Origin of the sequence: Wolbachia endosymbiont (group A) of Epagoge grotiana, assembly GCF_947251775.1 — a bacterium.
GTDB lineage: Bacteria > Pseudomonadota > Alphaproteobacteria > Rickettsiales > Anaplasmataceae > Wolbachia > Wolbachia pipientis.
In genome coordinates this window covers 1,736,185-1,760,105 of the sequence record NZ_OX366387.1, presented here as the reverse complement: position 1 = coordinate 1,760,105, position 23,921 = coordinate 1,736,185, and the positions used below count along the sequence as shown (strand labels likewise).

Below are 23,921 nucleotides of genomic sequence, written 5' to 3'. Positions count from 1 at the left end.
TCAAAATTCCCGTAAAACGACTATTTAACTTTACAAATACACATAATACGTGTATTTCTTTACAACCAGCGTCTCTATGTTGTCGTTAAGTTTATAATTTAAAAGGAGTATTCCCTTGAGTTTATTTGGTAATCTTTATAAAGGCCTGTTAAAAACTTCTTCTCGCTTTAGCGACGGGGTGAAAAGTATTTTCTCTGACAAAAAAAAATTAGATCAGTCGCTTTTAGATGAGCTAGAAGAATTGCTAATTAGCATGGACATTGGTCATAAAACTTCCAAATTAATTATTGACAGGCTCACAAGCATCAAATTTGACAAGGAAGTTGAACATAACATTATCACACAGCAGTTAATGAACGAAATAGAAGCTATATTGAGCCCAGTTGTACAGCCGTTAATTTTAAATAAAAAACCACATATAATAATGGTATGTGGAGTAAACGGTAACGGTAAAACCACAACTATAGGTAAGCTTGCATATAAATATAAGGAAATGGGAAAATCCGTTATGCTTGTTGCATGCGACACATTTAGAGCTGCTGCTAGTGAGCAATTAAACATTTGGGCAGAACGTTCTGATTGCTTGATTGTTACTGGAGAGTATGGTAGCGACTCTGCAAGTGTGGCATATAGAGCTGTAAGTCAAGCTATAAAAGATAACATTGATGTTGTTCTAATTGACACAGCAGGAAGGCTGCAAAATAATGTGAACCTTATGGAGGAGTTATCAAAAATATATAGAACGATAAAGAAATTGGATGATACTGCCCCTCATGACGTTATTTTAGTTCTTGATGCAACTACCGGCCAAAATGCTTATAGCCAATTAGAAGCATTTAGCAAAATGGTTAATGTTACCGGGCTAATCGTAACAAAGTTAGATGGCACTGCTAAGGGCGGAGTGGTAATTGGACTTGCAGAAGCTTATAAGATAAAGTTACATGCTATAGGAATTGGCGAAAGTATAGAGGACTTAAGGGAGTTTACTAGCAAAGAATTTGCTGAAGCGTTATTTAATTGTAATTAAAAATTTCTCTTAATTCCCTTACGTGACCAAGCTTAATTATCTCAATATCGTGAGAAGAGTAATTACCATTTTTAGGCATAATTGCTTTTTTGAATCCTAACTTTTGTGCTTCTTTTAGTCTGAGATCAGCATGCGAGACATTCCTAATTTCTCCTGAAAGTGCAACTTCACCGCAGATTATTGAAGAAGTTGGCAGCGGTAAATTTACTACACTTGAAATAAGGGAAGCAGCAACAGCAAGATCAGCCGATGGTTCCTGTATTTTGAGTCCACCTGCAATGTTTAGGTATACCTCTTTATCATGCAAAAACATTTTGCAACGAGCATTTAGCACCGCGATGATCATAGCCAATCTATTAATATCCCACCCAACTACTGCCCTTCTTGGGGTTGCCATATTAGTTCCTGCTATTAACGCTTGAACTTCCATTAAAATTGGTCTTGAACCTTCAATTCCTGCAAATACGGCGCTGCCAACTACTTCTCTGTCATGGGCCATCAGAAACAATGATGATGGGTTATCAACAGGCACAAGTCCTGCTTCAGACATCTCAAAAACACCAATTTCATTTGCAGGGCCAAATCTATTTTTAATAGTACGTAAAATGCGGTATTGATTGCTATTTTCACCTTCAAAATATAATACCGTATCCACCATATGCTCCAAAGTTTTAGGTCCAGCTATTTGTCCATCCTTAGTTATATGACCAACTATTAAAAGAGAAACACCATATTGTTTCGCAAGAATGGTTAATTCATGAGCGCAAGTGCGGACCTGAGTTACAGTGCCTGGTGCTGATGTAATTCTGCTATCATACATTGTTTGTATAGAGTCAATTACTAAGAATTTAATACTTTTGTTTTCCTTTATTGTTGCTACTACATCAGTTAAAGACACTGTAGACAAAAGCTTAATTTTAGGTTCATTTATCTTAAGACGCTTTGCTCTGAGACTAACTTGCTCTAAAGATTCCTCGCCAGATACATAAAGACATTCAAAAGAGGAAAGTTGCACAACATTAGCTGCAATTCTAAGCAAAAGGGTGGATTTTCCAATACCAGGTTCGCCTCCAATTAAAATGCTAGCACCTTGAACGATACCCCCACCAAAAACTCTATCTAATTCTTCTATTCCTGTTAGAAAACGACTTGGAGTGATAATTTCGCTACCCGATAACGTCTTTATTAAAATTGGCGCAGATATACTTCTTTTGCCCGTTTTTACTGCTATTTCCTCAACAATTGTATCCCAATTGTCACATGCAATGCACTTCCCTACCCACCTACCAGTGCTATGACCACAGAATTGACATACATATACAGTTTTCATCAAAGCCAAAATTATTTTGTTGTAATTGTAATAAAAATTAGCTGAATATGCGAAGTAAATCTATAGCTAACCCAAGAAAGGGTTCCCTATGTCATACCGCGATTCATTCGCGGTATCTCAAAGCATAGATCCCGCTAACACGTAGCGGGATGACGAGGTCATGCCACCGCGCGAACCGTCATACCGTCACGGTATCTCTAGATCCCGCTAACACGTAGGGGAATGACGAGGTCATGCCGCCGCAAACCGTCATACCGCCGCGGTATCTCTTAGCCGCTAACACGTAGCGGGATGACGGTTGTCGTTTAGCTACAAACGTTAAGAAATTTACCAAATGAAAAAAAAGGCAAAAGAAGCCCTGGGGTTATTATCCGCTTTAAAATATTGGCGTTTTTTATGTTTTAAACGCTTGACAAGCAAGATTAAGCTGCTTTTAATTGCAACTAACTTACGCTGCAAATGTTTAAGAAGTTTACTAAGCAGAAAAAAAGACAAAGAATCCCCGAGTTAGCTAGTCTTTTACTATCTCTGTCGAGTATTGGCATTTTTTGATGTCTTGTAACGCTTTATAAGCGCGTTCAGCTTATTTAGATAAAAATCTAGATGTAGATGAAGTTTTGTAAAGACATACAGTATCTATGTACTGCAAAAAATTAAACATAAGACGCCGATACATTAAGTAATCCTTACCTTTTAATCTGCAGATTGGCGAAAGCAAATACAATAGCTTCAATTTTATGATAAGGGGGCTGGCGAAGGGTGTCAAGCAAGTTTTTTGTTTCTATTCCCAATGTTATATGGTTATGTAATACCAATTCTCATTACTAGTGAATCAAATAAGCGGCATTGCAGAGTTTTTTAATTGTGGAGTGAGAAAGAGAGGTAATAAATTTGCACAAAGCGCTCTCAAGCAAAGCAATTGTGTCGTAGATTTTGTTACGCAAAATGTTCTGTTTTATATATAACCAAAACCTCTCAACAGGATTGAGGTCAGGTGAGTATGGTGGTAGGTATATAATGTCGATATTTTTAGGTACTTTTAAATTTTTTGACTTATGCCAACTAGCACAATCCATGATAAGAAATGCCTCCCTTGTTCCTAAATATTGTGACATCTGCTCAAGGAATATATTCATACAATCAGTATTGACGTTTGAGCTAGAACTTTCTCCATTTCTGGGATTAACTGCACTATAGAGATAAAAATTTTGCCTACCTAGTTTTACCTTAACCTGTGTCCTAATGCCTTTTTTAAACCACCCGTGTCCAATCTTTGAATGTGTGCCAAACCGCGATTCATCGAAGAAAAATAGCTCTTTTTCAGGATACATGACAATAGTTTCATTAAGATTTTTTTTTAAATTCCTCTTGTTTACTTTTATCTTGTCCGTTATGCACTGGTCTTGGTGTGATATATGAGAATTTCATTCTTTGCATATTACGGTGTACTGTAGATTTGCTGATATTCAAACCAAACTTTTCTTGAATTCTTATTTTCATTTCTTTTATAGTAATATTGGGGTTTTCCTCTATCCACACCTCAACTTGTTCACGTTGACTTTGATTCAATATAGTTTTTCTACGGCGTTGAGGCGGAGCAAATAATTTTTCTTCTCTGCCAAATTTTAGGTCATGCAGTAAGTGCCTTTCTTGAAATGCAGCATATCTTTGCTACGGCTGTTATACTGTGCTTTTTTGCTGCAATTACAGCATTTAGTTTTTTTGCAACATATGCGTTATTTCTTACTTTCTTCAGCATTTCTTTTGCTGATTCCACCACTTTTTCATCCAATAATTTTGATCTTAATGCCATTTAAACCTCGCTACTTTACTTACTTCAGTATGGCTTTTTTTCTATTATTGTCTATCCGTTACTTGTGTAGCGGGAATTGGTATAAGAAGTCTAATAGCAAATTTTTAAGTTCCTCTTTAACTCTTTAACCAGCGGGCTCGCATGAGGAGAGGAGAGTAAAGGTCCTCTTCCATAGATATCTTCACACTTTTTTCTTCTTCTGTAGTTGGCAGACGAGTAAGAAAGTGAATCTTTGGTGCGCCACTAATTATTGCCATTGGTGTTTGCTCCGCCCCTTCTCCCATAACTAAAACAGCAGACGTTGCCAGCGCATCAAGAAGATTGACTTGTGTTACTTGCAGTGGTTGATCATAAAGATCTGGCTTGCCTATATAGGAATAAAATGGTTCAAATCCACACCAACCAAGAGCAACGCCCGTAACCCCAAGGCGCATAGGTGTTATGTTACTATCTGTAATCAAAATACCAAGATGTTTTATGCAGTGTTTTGTCTTGAGATAGTTCCATATTGATAGAGCTGTTTTCTGAACATCCTTTGGGTATAAAATATACATTTCATTACCATTTGATTCATCAATACCAGCAGATGGAATTAAGATATTGTCTTTGATTGTTAAATAGATGCCGTAAGAATTATGGTCTACATCAACAATTGCATCAGCTTCTCTTTTGATTAGCTCTTCTTTAGAACAAGCAGTTTTGCAAACCACTTGTTTTTGACAAATAGAAATGATTTTTGATGTGATAGCAAGAACAACTTCCTCTCCTAGCAACTCTGAAACATAGCGATCAAGAACCTGCTCTAATACTTCCCCACATTCAATGCGGTGGGTATAAATTGCTTTAACATGCATATTAACGTATTAGCCTACATATAGTATAATCTTTCGTTTTGGTGAGAATAGTTTTATGCCATCCATCAAGAAGTGTTAAGTTGAAATATACATCACCTTTATAGGGTTTGTGAATTTCTGTTATGATAAATTCTGAGATTAGATCATACTCCAAAAAAAGATGCGCTATTTGTGCTCCACCAATCATGAAGACTTTAGAATTACTTTGGATTGACAAAAACTCTTGCATAGAAGAAATAATAGTGCATTTTACTCCTCTGTTAAAACAAGAATTTAATTTGTCACGAGAAAAAACAACAGGGATACGATTCCCTAATATGTCTTGAGGCATAGTTTCAAATGTCTTTCTCCCCATAACAATAACTTGTTTGTCAGTCACCTGACGAAAATGATCTAACTCACTTGGATAATGCCAGGGCAATCCATTATTTATTCCAATTACCCCCTTGGGATCAACAGCCATAATTCCGATAACTATCATCCCTGTAAAGCAGCTTGAGCTACAAAAAATCGCATGTGATCACGCACATTATGCACTCGAAGGAAATCAACCTTGTTGTGTAATACAGATGATGTAGCAATTGTTTCTAAATCTCGGTTAAAGACAGGTTCTGTAGAAAAAGAAGAAATAAATGACTTTCTAGAATGGCCAACCAGAACTTTGCAGCCAAAATTTTGTAACGTTTCTATACTGCGTAAAATCTGGATATTCTGGTACATAGATTTGCCAAAACCAATACCAGGATCAATAATGATCGAGCTTTGATCAAAACCTAGAGCTAGTAATCTATTAATGTTCCTTTCTGCCCAATTATTTATGGTATCAATTGGATCAATGTCACTTGGGATAATGTTGTCACTATGTGGTGGTATGGAGAGTGAATGCATAATAACGATACTACATCCACTGCTAGCAATCGCTTTTAAGGTATTATCATCTAGATCTCCCTTCTGATCGTTTACCCAGGCAATGTTGTAGTGCTCCAAAACATTCAAAATAACATCTGGCCAGAAACTATCAATGCTGACTTTAATGTCACCAACTTTCATATACTGATTGAGATTATCAAGCACTGGTTTTAAGCGTGCATATTCTGCTTTTGGAGTTTGTATTGAGGAGCCAGGTCTTGTTGATTGAGCACCAAGTTCAACTATGCTTGCACCATCTGATAACAGCCGCAGTGCCTGCTTGGTTGCTTGATCTGCATCATAATAAAGACCACCATCTGAAAATGAATCAGGAGTAATATTGACAATACCTACAAGCTCTGGTGAAAGCGTAAAACTCCTTAAAAAGCAATCCTTAATGTTAGGGTTAACAGTACCAAACGTTTTGTTAACTACTGCCATAGGGTTCAGCATTGTCATCAAGTGAAGCAAAAATGGTCTGTTTATCAATTCTGGGTGAGGAATCTTAAGGTAGGGTGTATCAAGTGTCAGGTCATCCCATAACAAAATATCCAAATCAATAACGCGAGGTGCCCATTTTTCATAGACCTGCAGACGGCCAATGTCACATTCAATTTATTTAAGGCCCTTTAACAGCTCTTCAGGAGAAGAAGAACAACTTCCATACACAACCATATTTAGAAATGGCCTGTCCCACCCAGGTGAAGCATCATTTGGTAAAATAGCCTTAGTTTCCAGAATAATTGAAGATTTTAAATTTTTAAAATAGCGTTCCTGCAGTAACTGAGCAGCCTTTTGTAAATGGGAAAAGCGATTCCCCATATTTGAGCCAATAGAAATGTAAATCATTCTTGCAACGCATTACGATAAGTAAAGAAAACACCTCCATGCACACTGGGGACAGGTGGTGCAACTTTGTGAATAGTTACGCCTATAGAAGAAATAATAAGCTTTTTTTGCATCACAAGGTTATTAATGGTCCTGTATATATCATGAGTTAAATGCTCGATTAAGTTGAATTGCTTGCTTTGAACGAGAGATTGAATACTCTGAACTACCTCCAAGTAGCATATAGTATCCTCAAGCCGGTCAGTTGTAAGTCCTAAAGGGGGGGATTTAAAGGTAAAATCAATATTAACACTAACTAATTGAGAATGATACTTCTCTTCTGCACTATAGCCTAAATGAACCCAAAGCCGTAAGTCAGATATAAGAAGATTACATGCAGACATTGCATTCCAACATCACTGAGTTTAAGCTACTTACAACTACTAACACACGCTAGCATTCATCATTCCATCAAGAAAACCCCACAAGAGCCTTGCTCCCTTTTGAGCACCCTGCATAACTTTATCTTGCTCTTTTTCATCTAGATCTTCAATAAGATTTGCACATTCCTCAGAATGCCATTCATCAGCATGCATATGGACCGTAAAAAATTGAAGAGAACGCTCATCACTTATTGAATAGTGTTTTTTTAAACCTTCAATTTTAGACTTGGAAACCTCTGGAGTTTGACGTTCGTAAGCGTACAAGGCTCCAAGACCTGCCGCAAAACCTGATCTTACAATATCAAAGTAACCATCAACTAACTCCTGTGTCTCTTTAATCTGTGCACTTTCACGAAGATCAGATCGCGCAACGCCAAGCCCTTCAGCAAAACGTTGCCATAATTCTGGATGATTTTCATCACCTTGTTCCTCTTCTATTAAATTACCAAGTAAAACCTGTCGCATTTTTAGATCTGGGCACAAAAAATGTATACCACTGATGTAACGAGGAAACGCAGCAACGTGGTGATAATATTCTTTAGCATAGGTTTGTAAAGCTTGCAAGCTTAAGCTTCCTGTATTCCATGACTGGTAAAATGGATGATTTAGTAAGTGCAATTCATCTAACTTGTTATTTAGAGACTTAGTAAATTCCATCATTTCCCCCATTACATTAATATATAGTTCATATACTATAGTTTTCTCATTGTTACGATCATGCTAAGATCAATACAATGGTGGGATTGGTAGGACTCGAACCTACGGCCAATTCGTTATGAGCGAACTGCTCTAACCGACTGAGCTACAATCCCTTTTATCAATATTTATAATACACACAAAAGCAAATTTGTCTATTAGCTTATTTCACTATCAACCCAACTTGACAAATCATTTGTTGCACCAATTTTGCGTGCAATTTCCTTACCATCTTGAAATATGATTAAAGTGGGTATAGATTGCACTCCATACTTACTTGGCACTTCAGTCCCTTCATCTATGTCGAATTTGCAGATCTTAATCTTGCCTTTTCTATCCTTAGCCAATTGTTCTATACGTGGCATTAGACTTTTGCATGGCCCACACCATTCTGCCCAAAAATCTACCAGCACGAACCCTTTATAGTCAGTGACTTCAGATTTGAAATTTTGATCATTTACCGATGTAATATCATCACTCATAAAATACCTAAATTTTTGTAAAATATAGCGTATCTATTAGCAGTTAATCAACTAAATTCTTACCGCAGAGCTTGAAAAATTGCCCTAAAGTGTTTTGCACAAACAAAAAACTTCTATTACATCTGGTGGTTAAAGATATCCACGTTTTCCCAACCCATTAAGTCTAACTCAATACGAGTAGGAAGAAATTCAAAGCACTTTTGGGCCAATTCTTTTCTATTTTCACGTTCCAGCATTAAGTCTAGCTTTTCCTTTATCCTGTGGAGATACAAAACATCAGATGCAGCATAACTTTTTTGTTTGTCTGTTAAATTTTCATTTCCCCAATCAGAAGATTGCTGCTGCTTATTTAGTTTGGTATCAAGCAGCTCTAAGCACAACTCTTTTAAGCTATGATTATCTGTGTAAGTGCGAACTAAACGTGAAGCTATCTTTGTGCAATAGCACGGAAGTGCCCAAGTTTCCAAGTAATAACGTATTATGCTCACATCAAATCGCGCGAAGTGAAATATTTTAGTTATATTTTTATCCTCTAATATTTTTCTCAAATTTGGCGCTGTATAATCGTTCTTGAGTTGAACTAAGTGAGCGTTGCCATCATTAAAAGAGAGCTGCACAAGGCATAATCTATCTCTGCTATGAAGTAGCCCCATTGCCTCGGTATCAACAGCTATAGACCTTACATCATCTGGTATTGAACTAGCTGGCAAGTCGTCTTTATATAAAAATATTCCCATAAAGCTTTGTGGAATAATTAAAAACTTATGATAATCAAAAATGAGCCTTAAGTATACGAAAAGATCATAGAAGGAACCACGCAAATTTATGGGCTCTCACATTTTTCATGTACACGGGGTTTACAAATCGCTGTATATGCCTATAATTAAGTAAATTTAGGTTAATTTAATTGCGGGAGTAGCTCAGTTGGTAGAGCGCAACCTTGCCAAGGTTGAGGTCGAGGGTTCGAACCCCTTCTCCCGCTCTTTGCTTTCAAAATCATTTCGTCAAAAATCCCTTGACAAACTCCGCTAGCCCCCTTATCATGAAACTGAAGCTATTGTATTTGCTTTCGCCAATCTGCAGATTAAAAGGTAAGGATTACTTAATGTATCGGCGTCTTATGTTCAATTTTTTGCAGTATATAGATACTGTATGTCTTTACAAAACTTCATCTACATCTAGATTTTTATCTAAATAAGCTGAACGCGCTTATAAAGCGTTACAAGACATCAAAAAATGCCAATACTCGACAGAGATAGTAAAAGACTAGCTAACTCGGGGATTCTTTGTCTTTTTTTCTGCTTAGTAAATTTCTTAAACATTTGCAGCGTAAGTTAGTTGCAATTAAAAGCAGCTGAATTTCGCTTGTCAAGCGTTTAAAACATAAAAAACGCCAATATTTTAAAGCGGATAATAACCACGGGGCTTCTTTTGCCTTTTTTTTCATTTGGTAAATTTCTTAATGTTTGTGGCTGAACGACAACCGTCATCCCGCTACTTGTTAGCGGCTGAGATACCGCGAATGAATCGCGGTATGACGTAGGACTGCTGTCATTCCAGCGCGTGACGCTGGAATCCAGTTCTTATTACCTGGTGTAAAGTTAAGTTTCCTGGATCCCAGTGTCTGGGCACTGGGATGACAAGAAAGGAGCACTGGGATGACAAGAAAGAGGCTACTTGGATAACAGAAGAAGGAGGCTACTTGGACAACACCCTGACAACCATCATCCCGCTACGTGTTAGCGGGATCTGGAAATACCGCGGCGGTATGACGTAGGACTGCTGTCATTCCCATACGCGTCAAGTTAAGAGATTGTGAGCAAATTTAGAGAGGTTAAAGTGGATACTCTAGCCCTTCTACGTTTGTCTTTTAATGAAAATCGCGACCAAGTTATAGTGAGTTTTTTAAGAAATGCTTTTAAACTATTAATTTTGGTTAATACTAAAAATAACTCTCTAACCCGCCTTTTTAGCTCAATAAATGCCTTTGTTAAGCTAAGTTCTGTATTCTTTTTCACTTCTGTGCAACCAACTATGCCGTGAAATATAAGAATTGCGCACAATTTAGCATATAGTTCACATAATACTCTGCATGGCTTTCCTTTTAGCTTATCAAGCCTGATATGGCTTTTATACAATTTAAATAATAACTCAATTTGCCACCTTACTCTGTAAATCGTTAATACTTGCTCAGCACTAATTTTATTTTCTGGAACATTAGTTATAAATATTGACCAGTTCAACAATTTTTGATTTCTTTTAGAGGATGTATATCCCTGCGATCTTGCTAATCTATTAGCTTTCCTTCTTCTGGCCATAGACTGTTCTTCAGTTAGTTTCTGACATATAATTCTTACTCTAATTTTTGCTTCTTTTCCTAACAATACCTCGTTTTCTAAAAATAACTTATCCTCTAAACATTCTAATAACTCCATTTTTTGATTTGTTTCTACATCATATATGTTGGTATCGGATTTATAACGACTTATGAAATAAGCTCCTATTTCATTGATTTGTTTAAAAGAACTTGGCACAAAATAACCGAGATCAGATATTAGCAAATCATTGCTTAATATATTACTTAAATGTTTCCTATATCCCTGGTCTGATCTTACCCCCTCCGTTAAATTAAGTTGGTCTATTATCTGATTCATGTAGTCGAAAACTAATTGTAACTTTATTCCAGACTTAGTATTGCTTTCATAGCCACTGTAGCTAGTACCATAACCTTTATACATCTCTTCCATACTGTTAGGTAGAGTAATATAGCTACTGTCCAATAATTTAACACTATTAAATTGCTGTAAGATTTTGCAATCAACTTGCAAGATATTTTTAAAGAGAATCACAGATTCATTATACATCCTTTTCATAAATTCCACTGCTTCTTCAGTAAATCTAAAATCCAAACCTTGTTTTGTTATATCTATCGAGTCCTCGTTTAGTAATTGACACATTGTTTCTACGCTACAATTATCAACTCCTATATTACCCAAGACCATGGCTTTTACGAATGATGAACCTTTTAGCTTTCTCTTTCTTTTTATAAACCTTGTTGTAATTGAGATTTTCTCTGCTTTTTCATTAAAAATTTCTTTGAGCTTTTTTGATAAGCAAGTTATTTTATTCATTGGTTCTCTCACTAAAAGTATATCTGGGAGAACTTATACCTTATTATTCTATCTCTTTCATACCTTTATTTCCTTAACTTGACGCGTATGGTAGCCCCTTCGGTGTCATTCCAGTCTGGAATCCAGTTCTTATTGTACATTCACCTAGTGTAAAGTTAAGTTTCCTGGATCCCAGTGTCAGCTACTCGGATGACAAAAAAAGGAGCACTGGAATGACAGCAGTCCTACGTCATACCGCGATTCATTCGCGGTATCTCTAGATCCCGCTAACAAGCAGCGGGATGACGGTTGTCGTTTAGCCACAAATATTTAAGAAATTTACCAAATGAAAAAAAAGGCAAAAGAAGCCCTGGGGTTATTATCCGCTTTAAAATATTGGCGTTTTTTATGTTTTAAACGCTTGACAAGCGAGATTAAGCTGCTTTTAATTGCAACTAACTTACGCTGCAAACGTTTAAGAAATTTACTAAGCAGAAAAAAAGACAAAGAATCCCCGAGTTAGCTAGTCTTTTACTATCTCTGTCGAGTATTGGCATTTTTTGATGTCTTGTAACGCTTTGTAAGCGCGTTCAGCTTATTTAGATAAAAATCTAGATGTAGATGAAGTTTTGTAAAGACATACAGTATCTATATACTGCAAAAAATTGAACATAAGACGCCGATACATTAAGTAATCCTTACCTTTTAATCTGCAGATTGGCGAAAGCAAATACAATAGCTTCAGTTTCATGATAAGGGAGCTGGCAAGGTTTGTCAAGGAAGTTTTTCTTTCCCGTGAATTCCCTTTGAAGTTGAATATTGAAAATTGACTGGAGAGTTGTGGATTACTTTGTATATGTCATAACAAGCCATGGCGCTCTCAGCAAAACCATTTAGTATTAATTTTAGTTTGCCTGAATAAATAGCTATATCTCCGATTGCATATATCCTATCTCTACTGGTTTTAAGTGTAGCTGGGTCGACAACTATGCGGCTATGTTCTAACTGTATACCCCAATTGTTTATTGGACCAAGATTCATTGACAATCCAAAAAATGGCAGCAAAAAATCAGCGGATATTTCTTTTTCTTCCTTAGAGGCAATGTTTTTTACTATCACTGTGCTCAATTGCCCATTACCTCCTGCTAGTTCGTGTAATTGATATGGCACTACCAGTTCTATTTTTCCATCAATTTCAAGTGATTCTAATTTATTTCTAGTTTCAGGAGTGCAGCGAAATTCCTTTCTCCTATGTATCACATAAATTTTCTTTGCAACTTTAGAAAGTTCTACAGTCCAATCAGCTGCAGAATCACCCCCCCCTGCAATGACTATAGTTTTATCCTGAAAATCAGAAATTTTATTTACACTGTAAAATACAGATTTATTTTCATATTCTAATATACCACTTAAGGGTGGACGGTTAGGTTCAAACATTCCATTACCTGCAGCAACAATAACAGCCTTACATTTTACCTCTGTACCTATGCTCGTTATGATAGTAAAGTTTTCACCTTCGTTATTTGAAATCTTTTCTACTTTTTGACTTAAATGGTAAATAGGCTTAAATGGCGAAGCTTGCTCCATTAGCTGCTCAATTAATTTTTGGGCAGTAATTACAGGATAACCAGGTATATCGTATATTGGCTTTTCTGGGTAAAGAGCTGTGCATTGTCCTCCTGCTTGATCCAAAACATCTATTACATGACATCTCATATCAAGCATTCCCGCTTGAAAAGCAGTGAATATTCCAACAGGTCCTGCACCTATTATTACTATATCGGTTTTCATATTCAGATGGTAATCTATTTATAGATATTAGCTTTCTTCGCTAATAAGGTCAATTTACAAAGGGACGTATTTTTAAAAGATGTGGCTAGATTAGATAAGATTTCCAGCGTTATGAACCACATAGTCCAAATAAGCTCTAAAAATCAGCTAGCATAGCGAGATGCTGTGCGGACGGAATGGGATTCGAACCCATGGTACGCTCATCACGTACGTCAGTTTTCAAGACTGGTGCCTTAAACCGCTCGGCCATCCGTCCATTTCTTTTCTATCACAACATTTGATTTTAAGCAATCTATAAAAGCTTTACTTGCCCACGCAAAAGTTGCTAAACACACTACTCAATATTTCCTCAACATTAATAATTCCAATCACCGCACCAAGTTCAAATGCAGCAAGCCTCAAATCTTCAGATATCAACTCAATTGGATTATCGATATTAAAACGTTGTAAATGTTCCAGTGCTTTCTGCATGTGATTCCTATGTCTTTGCCGAGTGATTACAGGAGTGTCTCTATCATGCCCAAATTTTTCCTCTGCCTTCTCTTTTATGAGAGAGATCAATTTGTTTGTACCTATTCCCTTTAAAATAGAAATAGGTAGAAAATCTATGCCATTAATTTTTATATTGTGATTATTGATAACATCGTCAGCTTTGCTCAATACATAAATAGTATCGCTATTTACAACGTTGCAATTGATATTATGACGCTGTTCAAAAGGAAACAGTTCTATTCTTAAATCAGCTTCAAAAGACCTCTTTTTCGCTCGACTTATACCTTCTGATTCTATTGGATCTGAACTCTCACGAATTCCAGCAGTATCAGAGAGAATGATTGGGTATCCGCCAATGTCAATATGAGCTTCAAGTATATCTCTTGTTGTGCCTGCATATTCAGAAACAATAGCAATATCACGCTTGGCTAAGAAATTAAACAGAGTTGATTTACCGACATTTGGTTTACCAGTTATTACAACATGTAAACCCTCACGCAACCTTTCACCCCGTCTATTATCATTTAAATGCTCTTGTATCAACCGCACAAGAGCTCGCACTTCATTATTAATTTTTTCCAATTCATTTTTTTCTGTCCAAACATCCTCTGGAAAGTCTATATATGCTTCGATTTTGGATTGTATCGTTATTAATCTTTGCCTCCAATTGCTGTATAGTCTCTCCAATTCTCCTGATATCTGCTTAATCGCTTGTTTAGCTTGCATTTTCGTCTCAGCATCAATTAAGTCTGCAATTCCTTCTATTTGAGTTAAGTCAAATTTACCATTTAGAAAAGCCCTAAGTGAGAATTCTCCAGGCCTGGCCATAACGAAAATTTTTGATAATTCCTCCAAGATGATTTTTATGACTGCCTTACTTCCATGCACTTGTAACTCTATAACATTCTCGCCAGTGAAACTGTTTGGAGCAGGGAAATAGATGATTATTCCATTATCTATCAATTGATTGAAATCATCATATAGATCAACTAAAGTAGCAAATCTTGGTTTAATTTCTTTCTTAATATGAAAATGATTTAAAGCTTTAAGCGCATAGTTGCCTGAAATTCTAATTACTGCAACTCCTGACTTACCAAATACGGTCGATAAAGCGAAAATAGTTTCATTTGTGTTTGTCATTATTTATATAAACTACTTAGCAATATTACACTTAAGAAACCAAAATACCTAATTTGAAAATATTCAAAATTTTTATCTATCTTGCTAGTTTATATTAATGCAGTACTATCATACTAGTGAATGTATTATATAGAAAAGCTGTAAAAGTCACCCAGGTGAAAATATTTATTTTGAAAACTGATAATATGATTTATAATGACTGACACAAGTTTTAAATATTTTATGCTCAAGAAATTAGCTTGGTATTGGTCTTTTGCAGAGTTAATCAAAGGGTTTGCTATTACATTGAAATATATGTTCAAACCAAAGGTTACGTTAAGATATCCTATGGAGAAGGGCCCTTTAAGTCCAAGGTTTCGTGGTGAGCATGCGTTGCGTAGGTATCCAAACGGTGAAGAACGGTGCATAGCTTGTAAATTATGCGAAGTTATCTGCCCTGCTCAAGCAATAGTTATTGAAGCAGAGGAAAGAGAAGACGGTAGTCGTCGCACCACACGCTATGATATTGATATGACAAAATGCATATACTGCGGGCTTTGCCAAGAGGCATGTCCAGTTGATGCAATTGTGGAGGGTCCTAACTTTGAATTTGCTACTGAAACGAGAGAGGAGCTAATGTACAATAAAGAAAAGTTATTGCGTAATGGTGAAATTTGGGAAGACGCAATTGCACTCAGGTTAAAAAAGAATAGACCTTATTATTAATGTTCAGAGCTTATAACCCTGTTATCCATTATGATTTAAGGGCAGTGCCCACTAGGGGTGGTGTCATCCAAGTAGCTGATACACAACTGTACGAACATTTGTTTGCGAGGGCAGTATGTTAAATGTTATAGCCTGTTTTGCCTCAAACACAAAGGTGTCATCCCAGTGCTTGACACTGGGGTCCAGGTATAAAAATATTTGCAAATTGTGCAATGGACAACAGATTTTAGGAGCATACGTTAAACTAATTTCCATTATAAAAATAAGATGGATCCCAGTGGGCTTTGTTGCATCGCTCTTCGGATAGTAGGTAACGCACAATAAATTTATGAAGCTATCTCAAATTTAGCCATACCAATATCAGTGAACTTATTGAGCAAATAGCATTTAACAAGTAGTTCCTTCTCTCTATTTGTCTCAGATTTATTCCTAAAACTAAACCCGAATGTTTGTTTCAGTCGCGAGAAAAAACTTTCTATATAAGATCTTTTTCCGTAGTTTGTTTGCCTTTTCCACCTCTTCATTCCATCTTCGCTGCATGATTTTATTAGTCTAATTGCAGCATTTCTCTCAGCCATATAGTCTAACTTTGGATGCTCTGCTGCGTTGTTTTTCGGAGGAATTTTCGTTTTTATACCATATTGATTACACAGCTTATAGAGCTTTTCTCTGTCATATGCCCTATCTGCATATAGTACTTTTATGACATACTGAAAATCGACTTCTTTTAGCAAATCACAAGCTCCATAGTGATCAGCCGTTACTGTATTTTACAGCTATGGCTTTTTTGCTGTTTGTATTCAACATTACATGCAATTTTCTTGTCTGTTCATAGCTGCGATACTTTCTATCTTCGCTATTTTCTTTGCTATGACCAGGAGTGTTGTTGTATATACTAATTCCTGTACTGTCTATAGCAATTTCGATATCTTCCATATTATTTTCTGCAATCATTGATCTTAATATTGAGTTTCTTAAACCTTCTTGATGATTGTGAATAGCTGATAACTTGCAAATTTTTCCCAATTTGCTCAAGGTATCCTGCTATAAACCCAACTGTTTGCCTCAGGCCTATTCTAAATAAACAAGTTATTATGTGCACCAAAATTACAACTTTATCGCTATAAATATTGTTGCCAACTGGTATTTTTGGACCATTCTCGTACCACTTTTCTATGGCTTCGTTGATATAATGAAAAATATTTCCTCTTTTTTCTAGAAATTTGTTATATTCGCTATGGTTACTGACCCTCATTTTTTGTGGCATATTTTTTCTTTCAAGGTTAAATGGCTATTTTATAATGAATTTTGTCAGTAGCCACCAGATTTTTTCAGTTGCTATGCAACAAAGCCATCCCAGTGTCACGCACTGGGATGACAAAGAGAGGGTTAGACAAAAGGGTCGATAAATGATTAGGATTACTTTTTCAGCCGAACAAAAAGTAAAAGAATACAGTGGTAAAGTTACTGGCTTTGATATATTACAACCGGATGTTTTGAAAGAAGCAATTGCCTTTAAGGTAAATGGTGAGTTGCATGATCTCTCACGTGAAATTGAAGCTGATGCAGAGATAGAGGTGATACAACTGAGTGACGAAGTGGGTTTAGATATAATAAGGCATGATGCTGCTCATATAATGGCGCAGGCAGTGAAAGAGCTATTTCCTAATACTCAGATTACTATCGGCCCAACAATTCAGGACGGTTTTTACTATGATTTTGCTACAGATCGTACCTTCACTACGGACGATCTTACCGCAATAGAAAAGAAAATGAAAGAGATTGTAAAAAGTAACCACAGATTTGTTCGAGAAGTTTGGACTCGCAAGCAGTCAGTTGATTTCTTTAGTGGTATAGGCGAAAAATATAAGGTTGATATTATCTCATCCATACCAGAGGGTGAAAACCTAACTGTTTATAGGCAAGGTGATTTTGTTGACCTATGCCGTGGTCCGCACTCACCATCAACCGGTAGAGTTAAAGCGTTTAAACTTATGAAAGTAGCGGGTGCATACTGGCGAGGTGATGCAAAGGGCCCAATGTTGCAGCGAATATATGGCACAGCATGGAGAAATAAGGATGAATTAAACGCTTATCTTGAGTGTCTCAAAGAAGCAGAGAAACGTGATCACCGCAAAATTGCCAAGGATATGGATTTATTTCACATCCAAGAGGAAGCTGTCGGGCAGGTTTTTTGGCATGAACAAGGATATATTTTATATAATGTTCTTGAGTCTTACATCAGAAAGAAGCTAATAAATAATGGCTATTTTGAGGTAAAAACTCCTATTTTAGTAAGCAAAGAGCTGTGGGAAAAATCTGGACATTGGGATAAGTTTCGTGAAAATATGTTTATTGTTGATGAATCTGAAAGCAAAAAGCTAGCAATAAAACCCATGAATTGCCCCTGTCATGTGCAGATTTTTAATTCTCACACCAGAAGCTATCGTGATTTACCGATACGTATGGCAGAATTTGGTACGTGTCATAGGAATGAAAGCTCAGGCTCATTGCACGGACTGATGCGAGTGCGTGGTTTTACGCAAGACGATGCACACATTTTTTGTATGGAAGAACAAGTGAATTCTGAAACTATAAAGTTTTGTGACCTTTTAAAAGAAGTATATTCAGAGCTTGGATTTAATGAAATTTCTGTGAAATTTTCAGACCGTCCAGATATTAGAGCAGGTAATGATGAAGTGTGGGATAGAGCTGAAAAAGCGCTGCTTGAAGCCGTTAAAGAAGCGGGCTTGAGTTATGAACTGAGCCCTGGTGAAGGTGCATTTTATGGTCCAAAGCTAGAGTTTGTTTTGAAAGATGCAATAGGCAGAAGCTGGCAATGTGGAACATTGCAAGTTGATTTCATTTTACCAGAACGTCTGGGAGCTTTTTATATAGGGGCAGATGGGCACAAGCATCACCCTGTCATGTTACATAGGGCAATTATTGGGACTTTTGAGCGTTTTATCGGAATTTTGATAGAAAATTATGCAGGAAAATTTCCAGTTTGGCTTGCTCCAACGCAACTTGCTATTCTGACCATTACAAATGAAGCTGACGGTTACGCCACAGAAATTAGCAATATTTTAAAAGAACAAGGTGTGAGAGTCAAGATTGATTTGACCAATGAAAAAATTAGTTATAAGATACGTTTGCATAGTTCAAACAAGGTTCCTATATTGTGGATTGTAGGCAAAAATGAAGTTACAAGTAAAACTGTGTCAGTGAGAAATTTAGGATCGGAAAGACAGGAGTCTTTTTCTTTGGAGAAGGCTATTGAATTGTTGTTAAAAAGTATTAATTTGAATTAAGGGAGTTAAAGTTTGCAAGTTAAAAAGAACAATAAAAACAGAATTAATGGATTCATCATAGCTAAGGAGGTACGCTTAGTTGATCACAGTGGTGAAATGATCGGAATCGTGCTAATAGAACGAGCTTTGGAGCTTGCACAGGGTGTTGGTTTAGACTTGGTAGAAATTGCACCTGATTCAACCCCTCCAGTATGTAAAATTCTGGATTATAGCAAGCAAAAGTATGATATAAAAAAGAAAGCAAGTGAAGCAAAAAAGAAACAAAAAACATTAACTATAAAAGAAATTAAACTGGGTCCCAATATTGGTGATCACGATTACGGAACAAAATTGCGTCAAGCAAGAGACTTACTTGCCCACGGACATAAAATTAAAGTCACAATGAGATTTAGAGGGAGAGAGCTTATAAGCACTGAAGTTGGACTGGAAAAATTAGAACGGCTAATTCGAGACACTGAAGATATCGCAAAGGTAGAATTGGCACCTAAAAGAGAAGGGAATCAATATTTTTTAGCTCTGGTTGCTAAGTAGCAAAACGGCTTAAGAAGTATAAGTAAAGTTAAATTATCGCTCTCTCTTTGATAACATGGCGAAAATGTCTTATTAATCCTTGAATCGGCCAAGCTGCAGCATCGCCAAGTGCGCAAATTGTATGTCCTTCTATTTGAGTTGTAAGGTCAAGCAGCTTATCTATTTCATCAGGCTTAATATCTCCTGCCACCATCCTCTTCATAATCCTCCACATCCATCCAGTACCTTCACGGCATGGTGTGCATTGTCCACAGGACTCATGCATATAAAAGTGTGATAACCTCTCTATTGCAGCTATTATATCAGTTGATTTATTCATCACTATTACAGCAGCAGTACCAAGCCCTGATTGTGCAGTTCTTAATGAATCAAAATCCATTTCAATAGTATCACATATAGATTTTGGAATTAATGGCACTGAAGACCCACCAGGTATTACAGCAAGTAAATTATCCCAACCTCCTCGCACTCCACCTGCGTATTTTTCAATTAATTCACGTAATGGAATTCCGAGCTCTTCTTCAACATTACACGGGTTGTTTACGTGCCCTGAAATACAAAAGACCTTGGTACCAGTATTATTTGGTTTACCAAGAGATGCAAACCATTCTCCTCCGCGATTCAGAATATCTGGAACCATGGCTATAGTTTCAACGTTGTTTATTGTGGTTGGGCAGCCAAAAAGTCCAACACCTGCGGGAAATGGAGGCTTCATGCGAGGAAAGCCCTTTTTTCCTTCAATTGATTCGAGTTGAGCTGTTTCTTCCCCACATATGTAAGCTCCTGCGCCCCTATGGATAAACACATCAAGATCATAACCTGATTTGCAGGCATTTTTTCCAATTAAACCTTCTTTATAGGCTTCCTCAAGTGCTTTTTTTAGAACTAAATATTCATTATAAAATTCACCCCTGATATAAATATATGCAACTGATGCGCTGATCGCTTTGCCGGCCAGGAGAATTCCCTCAAGTAACTTATGTGGCTCATATCGCAATATATCTCTATCTTTACATGTACCAGGTTCTGACTCATCTGCATTGACTACTAAATATGCTTTTGGGAGATTTTTGGGCATAAAGCTCCACTTAAGGCCGGTGGAAAATCCTGCACCCCCTCGACCTCTCAAACCAGATTTCTTTACTTCATCAATGATCTTTTCTGATCCTAAATCCAGTAATTCCTTTGTTTTTTGCCAGCTACCACGTTTTTTTGCACCCTCAAGTAGTGGAGTTCCTTTACCATTTAGGTTGGTGAATATTTTGTCTTGTTCTTTTAGCATGTTTTTCAAAATTTGTGAGTGATCCCGACGCGATTCGAACGCGTGACCCACTGATTAAAAGTCAGTTGCTCTACCGGCTGAGCTACGGGATCATTTCATTTTTCAGCTATACTAAACATCAATACAGTTTTTATCCGTTTTAATCAAACTAAAATTTTCATGTGTGGTTAAATAAATTATATAATATACTGCGTTAGTGATAATTTAGTTAAAAAATTTTTAAAGGAAAACTTCTTGTTAATTTTCAGTTCACAGATTTATTTGGATGGTGTGACGTATAACGCTAAGGAGACAAAAAAATAGAGAAGTGTGTACACCCTGCAGAATTTGTACACTATTTAGCAATAGCCTAATAGATAAATATTTCTTGCATTTCAGCCTGAGTGATTTATGCTTTAAGCAAGAATTACCTGGGGGTATAGCTCAGCTGGTAGAGCATCTGTTTTGCACGCAGAAGGTCAGCGGTTCGATCCCGCTTGCCTCCACCAGTCTATACAGCTCTAGCCGCCACAAAACCTGTCAAAACAGCTTATTTTAATCTATGAGTGTTTTATACTAGTTTCCTAAAAATCCCTATTTCTTTTCGTCACTTCTCTCTACACAAGTAATGTTTGTTATTATAATTCTAATATATACCAACTTAACAATAAATTAATCAATAAATGTTAGAATAGCTATAATTAAATTTATTAGGTAATACTCATGAGTGGAAAAAAGCATGTTTTTAAGATGATACCTGGAAAAGAGGTGTTTAGAAAAACCCCGACTACAAGGATAAAGTGGCCTGAAGGTAATGATCCTACAATGGCTATTAAAAAAGTTGAGCTTGTATCGCTGGATGATAAAAACGATGTAGTACTAGGCTTATTGCCTATAAAACTTTGCAGCAGTTCTTGCCTAGACAGTTACATATGTCTGGAGGAAGAAAATGAAGGAAATCTGGTAGCCAAAGATTATAAAAGTGATTCTAACTTAGATTATGTAAAAAGTAACCATACATTTGTATATTACGGTAATGAGTTGGCTAAGTTATCATATACAAGAGAGCTTGTGCAGCCTTTCAAAACTATGTGTAGCAGTTCTATTAAATCAAAAAAATTGGAATACAAATATGTAACATGGGAAGATTCAGGTACTGGCAACAATAAATATTATTTTTCAGACGAGGCAGGAAATATAATCGATTCACCTGACAATAAGGTATTACAAGACATTATGTTATACTACGGTGAGAGACATATAAGAGATGTGCTACTGTTGCTATCAAACGCGTTTACTAAAGTTTTTATTCAGGGCCTAACAGACGACCAACTAAAAACTCTTACCAATACTCTTAGTAACGAGCAACTGCAAAAAATAATTCCTGAACTGAGCTCAAGCCAACTACAGACCTTAGCAAAGAACTTAACAGATGAACAACTCCAAGCTTTAGTGGATCATCTAACCAATCACCAATTACAAACTCTTGCTCAGGAACTAAATCCAGAAAAGTTACAAATAATTGTTCCTATTTTAAATGATGCTCAGCTTGAAGCTCTAGTTAGAGACTTAAATCCAGAGCAAGTAAAAGAAATTTTACCTCACTTAAAAGTGGATCAGTTCAAAGCACTTATTAAAACTTTAAATGACGAGCAATTTACAGTGCTTGCAAAAGACTTGGCTGAGCACCACTTGACAATACTCTCCAAAGAATTAGAAGGTGATCAGTTGAAAGCTTTAGTAAATAGTCTGCAAGAAGAACAACTGAAAGACTTAGTTAATAAGCTTGATCCTGAGAAACTCGAAGCAATTGCTCAGGATTTAACTGATTCTAATAAGATTCAGATTATCATTAAGTCTTTAGTTGACAACCCAGACAAACTTCAAGCTTTTGCTCGCAATATGTCTAATGAGCAGTTTAAAGAACTTTTGGATAACGTAGGCGCAGAAGAGCTTAAAGACATCATTCACAAACTGCCTTATGAGAAAGTGACAGCTGTGATCGGTGATCTCAGCAATCAAGACCAGTCTAAAGCTATTATTGATGCATTAAAAGGGAAACTTGACGAGCAGAGTAAACAGAACAAGGAAATGATTGAGATGCTCAAGCAAATCAAGGACGATATGCCAGGCATTGCAGAAGCTCCAGATTTTACAATAGTAGAAAACAATAACGATTCAATGCTACTTGTATGGTAGCAATTTATGAAAATCAATTTTTTTATAGGAGGTAACTTATTATGAGTAAAAACAATGTAGAATTATATTTTGGTGACGAGCCTTCAGACCAAAGTAAATTACTAAAACTTGAGAGCCCGGTTTTTACAAAACCAGATTTTGTAAAACCAAGTATAGATTCAGTAAAAATTCAGAATAAAGAAAAAGGTGCTAAGGAGTTAGATTTTGATATAAATCAGCCACTGAAAAAAATACCTATAGCGGAAATGAAGCAAACAGCCGCAGCTATAACATACCTTAAAAAGGTTTATGATGGCTTGATAGACAGTATTAATGAGTATAACACAAGTTTAAGCAGTAACATTACAACTGGCATAGTGGAGCCACTGTCAACAACTATATCAAATATAGGGAACAATACAACTGAAATAAAAAGTCAACTTCAAACTCTTCGAGATGAGCTTCAGGAATTTCGTGATGATCAGCCAGGCATTGCAGAAGCTTCCATATTCCCTCATGCTACTGGCGAAGAGAACGGGTTGCTTTAATAAAAAAGGTAATAGCTTGCTAGCTGTTACTCTTTCCACATACCACTTCAATGTAGCTGAATTGATTTTAAAATTATAATTTTTTATAGGAGTTAGCATGAATAATAGTAAACAAGAAAGCAAAAACGAACTTAAAGTAATAAGCAAAATAGAAGTTAACACCAAACCTAAAGGTTATGATGAAACAGTTGCGCGAAATCCAGCGCAGCTTGGTTATGTCCACAAAGCTTTAGATAAATTAATCGCAGAGCTGAACACGAAATTCGTTCCTGAATTGGATGATGTATTGCATAACAATAGCAACTCTATCAGTCAATTAAATGACATGCTAACAGAAGAAAGGAGTAAGCTTGACGAGCTAATTACAAAGGTTGGTAATGAAAATAGTGGTTTAGTACAGAGCCTGAATAACTTACAGACAAAAGTAGAGGAATTAGAAAACAATACCATTAATGAACCAGATTGGGGTTAA

The 23,921-nt window shown here is 36.4% G+C and carries 18 protein-coding genes, 5 tRNA genes and 3 pseudogenes; 9 read left to right on the top strand and 17 right to left on the bottom strand.

What is annotated here, in order from left to right; genetic code table 11:
- Positions 1–115: 115 nt before the first annotated feature.
- Complete coding sequence (gene ftsY, locus OPR50_RS08405; RefSeq protein WP_264339630.1) at positions 116–1,027, top strand: signal recognition particle-docking protein FtsY; 912 nt, start codon at positions 116–118, stop codon at positions 1,025–1,027.
- On the opposite strand, the gene radA is transcribed toward ftsY, so the two are convergent.
- The 10 genes and pseudogenes from radA to OPR50_RS08350 all read right to left on the bottom strand — a co-directional run bounded on the left by radA (position 1,014) and on the right by OPR50_RS08350 (position 9,119).
- Entirely contained in the window at positions 1,014–2,357 is a 1,344-nt protein-coding gene (gene radA, locus OPR50_RS08400; protein WP_264339631.1) for a DNA repair protein RadA, read from the bottom strand. The two genes, ftsY and radA, sit on opposite strands and share 14 nt — an antisense overlap.
- An 824-nt stretch (positions 2,358–3,181) precedes the next feature.
- Positions 3,182–4,170: pseudogene (locus OPR50_RS08395) on the bottom strand (IS630 family transposase).
- A 116-nt stretch (positions 4,171–4,286) separates the two neighbouring features.
- Complete coding sequence (locus OPR50_RS08390; protein WP_015589264.1) at positions 4,287–5,024, bottom strand: putative folate metabolism gamma-glutamate ligase; 738 nt, start codon at positions 5,022–5,024, stop codon at positions 4,287–4,289.
- Position 5,025: 1 nt separating this feature from the next.
- The gene (locus tag OPR50_RS08385) at positions 5,026–5,505 is read right to left on the bottom strand and encodes a dihydrofolate reductase (RefSeq protein ID WP_264339633.1); all 480 of its coding nucleotides are present in this window, start codon (positions 5,503–5,505) and stop codon (positions 5,026–5,028) included.
- Positions 5,502–6,782: pseudogene (gene folP / locus OPR50_RS08380) on the bottom strand (dihydropteroate synthase). Before folP ends, OPR50_RS08385 begins: the two are co-directional and overlap by 4 nt.
- Entirely contained in the window at positions 6,779–7,165 is a 387-nt protein-coding gene (locus tag OPR50_RS08370; protein ID WP_007548841.1) for a dihydroneopterin aldolase, read from the bottom strand. The pseudogene folP and the gene OPR50_RS08370 overlap by 4 nt, the downstream one beginning before the upstream one ends.
- Before the next feature lie 39 nt (positions 7,166–7,204).
- Positions 7,205–7,861: a CADD family putative folate metabolism protein gene (locus OPR50_RS08365; RefSeq protein WP_155969607.1), complete on the bottom strand. Its 657-nt coding sequence runs from the start codon at positions 7,859–7,861 to the stop codon at positions 7,205–7,207.
- Between the two features lie 78 nt (positions 7,862–7,939).
- A tRNA-Ile gene (locus OPR50_RS08360) sits at positions 7,940–8,016 on the bottom strand.
- Between the two features lie 42 nt (positions 8,017–8,058).
- On the bottom strand, positions 8,059–8,382 hold the full coding sequence (trxA, locus tag OPR50_RS08355; RefSeq protein ID WP_007548839.1) for a thioredoxin: 324 nt from the start codon (positions 8,380–8,382) through the stop codon (positions 8,059–8,061).
- A 116-nt stretch (positions 8,383–8,498) separates the two neighbouring features.
- Positions 8,499–9,119, bottom strand: a complete 621-nt coding sequence (locus OPR50_RS08350; protein ID WP_015589270.1) for a ribonuclease D — start codon at positions 9,117–9,119, stop codon at positions 8,499–8,501.
- A gap of 172 nt (positions 9,120–9,291) precedes the next feature.
- Here OPR50_RS08350 and OPR50_RS08345 point away from each other — a divergent pair.
- A tRNA-Gly gene (locus tag OPR50_RS08345) sits at positions 9,292–9,364 on the top strand.
- Between the two features lie 823 nt (positions 9,365–10,187).
- Here OPR50_RS08345 and OPR50_RS08340 read toward each other — a convergent pair.
- From OPR50_RS08340 to mnmE, 4 genes are all read right to left on the bottom strand, one after another.
- Positions 10,188–11,513, bottom strand: a complete 1,326-nt coding sequence (locus tag OPR50_RS08340) for an IS4 family transposase (RefSeq protein ID WP_265023871.1) — start codon at positions 11,511–11,513, stop codon at positions 10,188–10,190.
- A 753-nt stretch (positions 11,514–12,266) separates the two neighbouring features.
- The gene (locus OPR50_RS08335; protein ID WP_182309632.1) at positions 12,267–13,283 is read right to left on the bottom strand and encodes an NAD(P)/FAD-dependent oxidoreductase; all 1,017 of its coding nucleotides are present in this window, start codon (positions 13,281–13,283) and stop codon (positions 12,267–12,269) included.
- Between the two features lie 168 nt (positions 13,284–13,451).
- Positions 13,452–13,539: transfer RNA gene (locus tag OPR50_RS08330), tRNA-Ser, on the bottom strand.
- 47 nt (positions 13,540–13,586) lie between these two features.
- Positions 13,587–14,915 carry a tRNA uridine-5-carboxymethylaminomethyl(34) synthesis GTPase MnmE gene (mnmE, locus tag OPR50_RS08325; RefSeq protein ID WP_264339624.1) on the bottom strand — a complete coding sequence of 443 codons (1,329 nt, stop codon included), beginning with the start codon at positions 14,913–14,915 and terminating at the stop codon, positions 13,587–13,589.
- Positions 14,916–15,137: 222 nt separating this feature from the next.
- Between mnmE and nuoI the strand changes: the two genes are divergently transcribed.
- Positions 15,138–15,620, top strand: coding sequence for an NADH-quinone oxidoreductase subunit NuoI (nuoI, locus tag OPR50_RS08320; RefSeq protein WP_041573606.1), 483 nt, complete (start codon positions 15,138–15,140; stop codon positions 15,618–15,620).
- A gap of 326 nt (positions 15,621–15,946) precedes the next feature.
- Here nuoI and OPR50_RS09015 read toward each other — a convergent pair.
- Positions 15,947–16,887: pseudogene (locus OPR50_RS09015) on the bottom strand (IS5 family transposase).
- Between the two features lie 142 nt (positions 16,888–17,029).
- On the opposite strand from OPR50_RS09015, the gene thrS reads away from it, so the two are divergent.
- Both thrS and infC read left to right on the top strand, forming a co-directional pair.
- Positions 17,030–18,931 (top strand): threonine--tRNA ligase, encoded by a 1,902-nt coding sequence (gene thrS / locus OPR50_RS08300; RefSeq protein ID WP_265024066.1) that lies wholly within the window; start codon positions 17,030–17,032, stop codon positions 18,929–18,931.
- Between the two features lie 12 nt (positions 18,932–18,943).
- Positions 18,944–19,462 (top strand): translation initiation factor IF-3, encoded by a 519-nt coding sequence (infC, locus tag OPR50_RS08295; protein WP_265024065.1) that lies wholly within the window; start codon positions 18,944–18,946, stop codon positions 19,460–19,462.
- Positions 19,463–19,490: 28 nt separating this feature from the next.
- Here infC and nuoF read toward each other — a convergent pair whose 3' ends face one another.
- The gene (gene nuoF, locus OPR50_RS08290) at positions 19,491–20,744 is read right to left on the bottom strand and encodes an NADH-quinone oxidoreductase subunit NuoF (protein WP_010962959.1); all 1,254 of its coding nucleotides are present in this window, start codon (positions 20,742–20,744) and stop codon (positions 19,491–19,493) included.
- A gap of 19 nt (positions 20,745–20,763) precedes the next feature.
- Positions 20,764–20,836 (bottom strand) — tRNA-Lys (locus OPR50_RS08285).
- Positions 20,837–21,156: 320 nt separating this feature from the next.
- On the opposite strand from OPR50_RS08285, the gene OPR50_RS08280 reads away from it, so the two are divergent.
- The 4 genes from OPR50_RS08280 (at position 21,157) to OPR50_RS08265 (ending at position 23,921) form a co-directional block, all read left to right on the top strand.
- A tRNA-Ala gene (locus tag OPR50_RS08280) sits at positions 21,157–21,232 on the top strand.
- A gap of 214 nt (positions 21,233–21,446) precedes the next feature.
- The gene (locus tag OPR50_RS08275) at positions 21,447–22,922 is read left to right on the top strand and encodes a magnesium transporter MgtE N-terminal domain-containing protein (RefSeq protein WP_265024064.1); all 1,476 of its coding nucleotides are present in this window, start codon (positions 21,447–21,449) and stop codon (positions 22,920–22,922) included.
- A gap of 41 nt (positions 22,923–22,963) precedes the next feature.
- Complete coding sequence (locus OPR50_RS08270) at positions 22,964–23,449, top strand: hypothetical protein (protein WP_265024063.1); 486 nt, start codon at positions 22,964–22,966, stop codon at positions 23,447–23,449.
- Between the two features lie 97 nt (positions 23,450–23,546).
- On the top strand, positions 23,547–23,921 hold the full coding sequence (locus tag OPR50_RS08265; protein WP_010082372.1) for a hypothetical protein: 375 nt from the start codon (positions 23,547–23,549) through the stop codon (positions 23,919–23,921).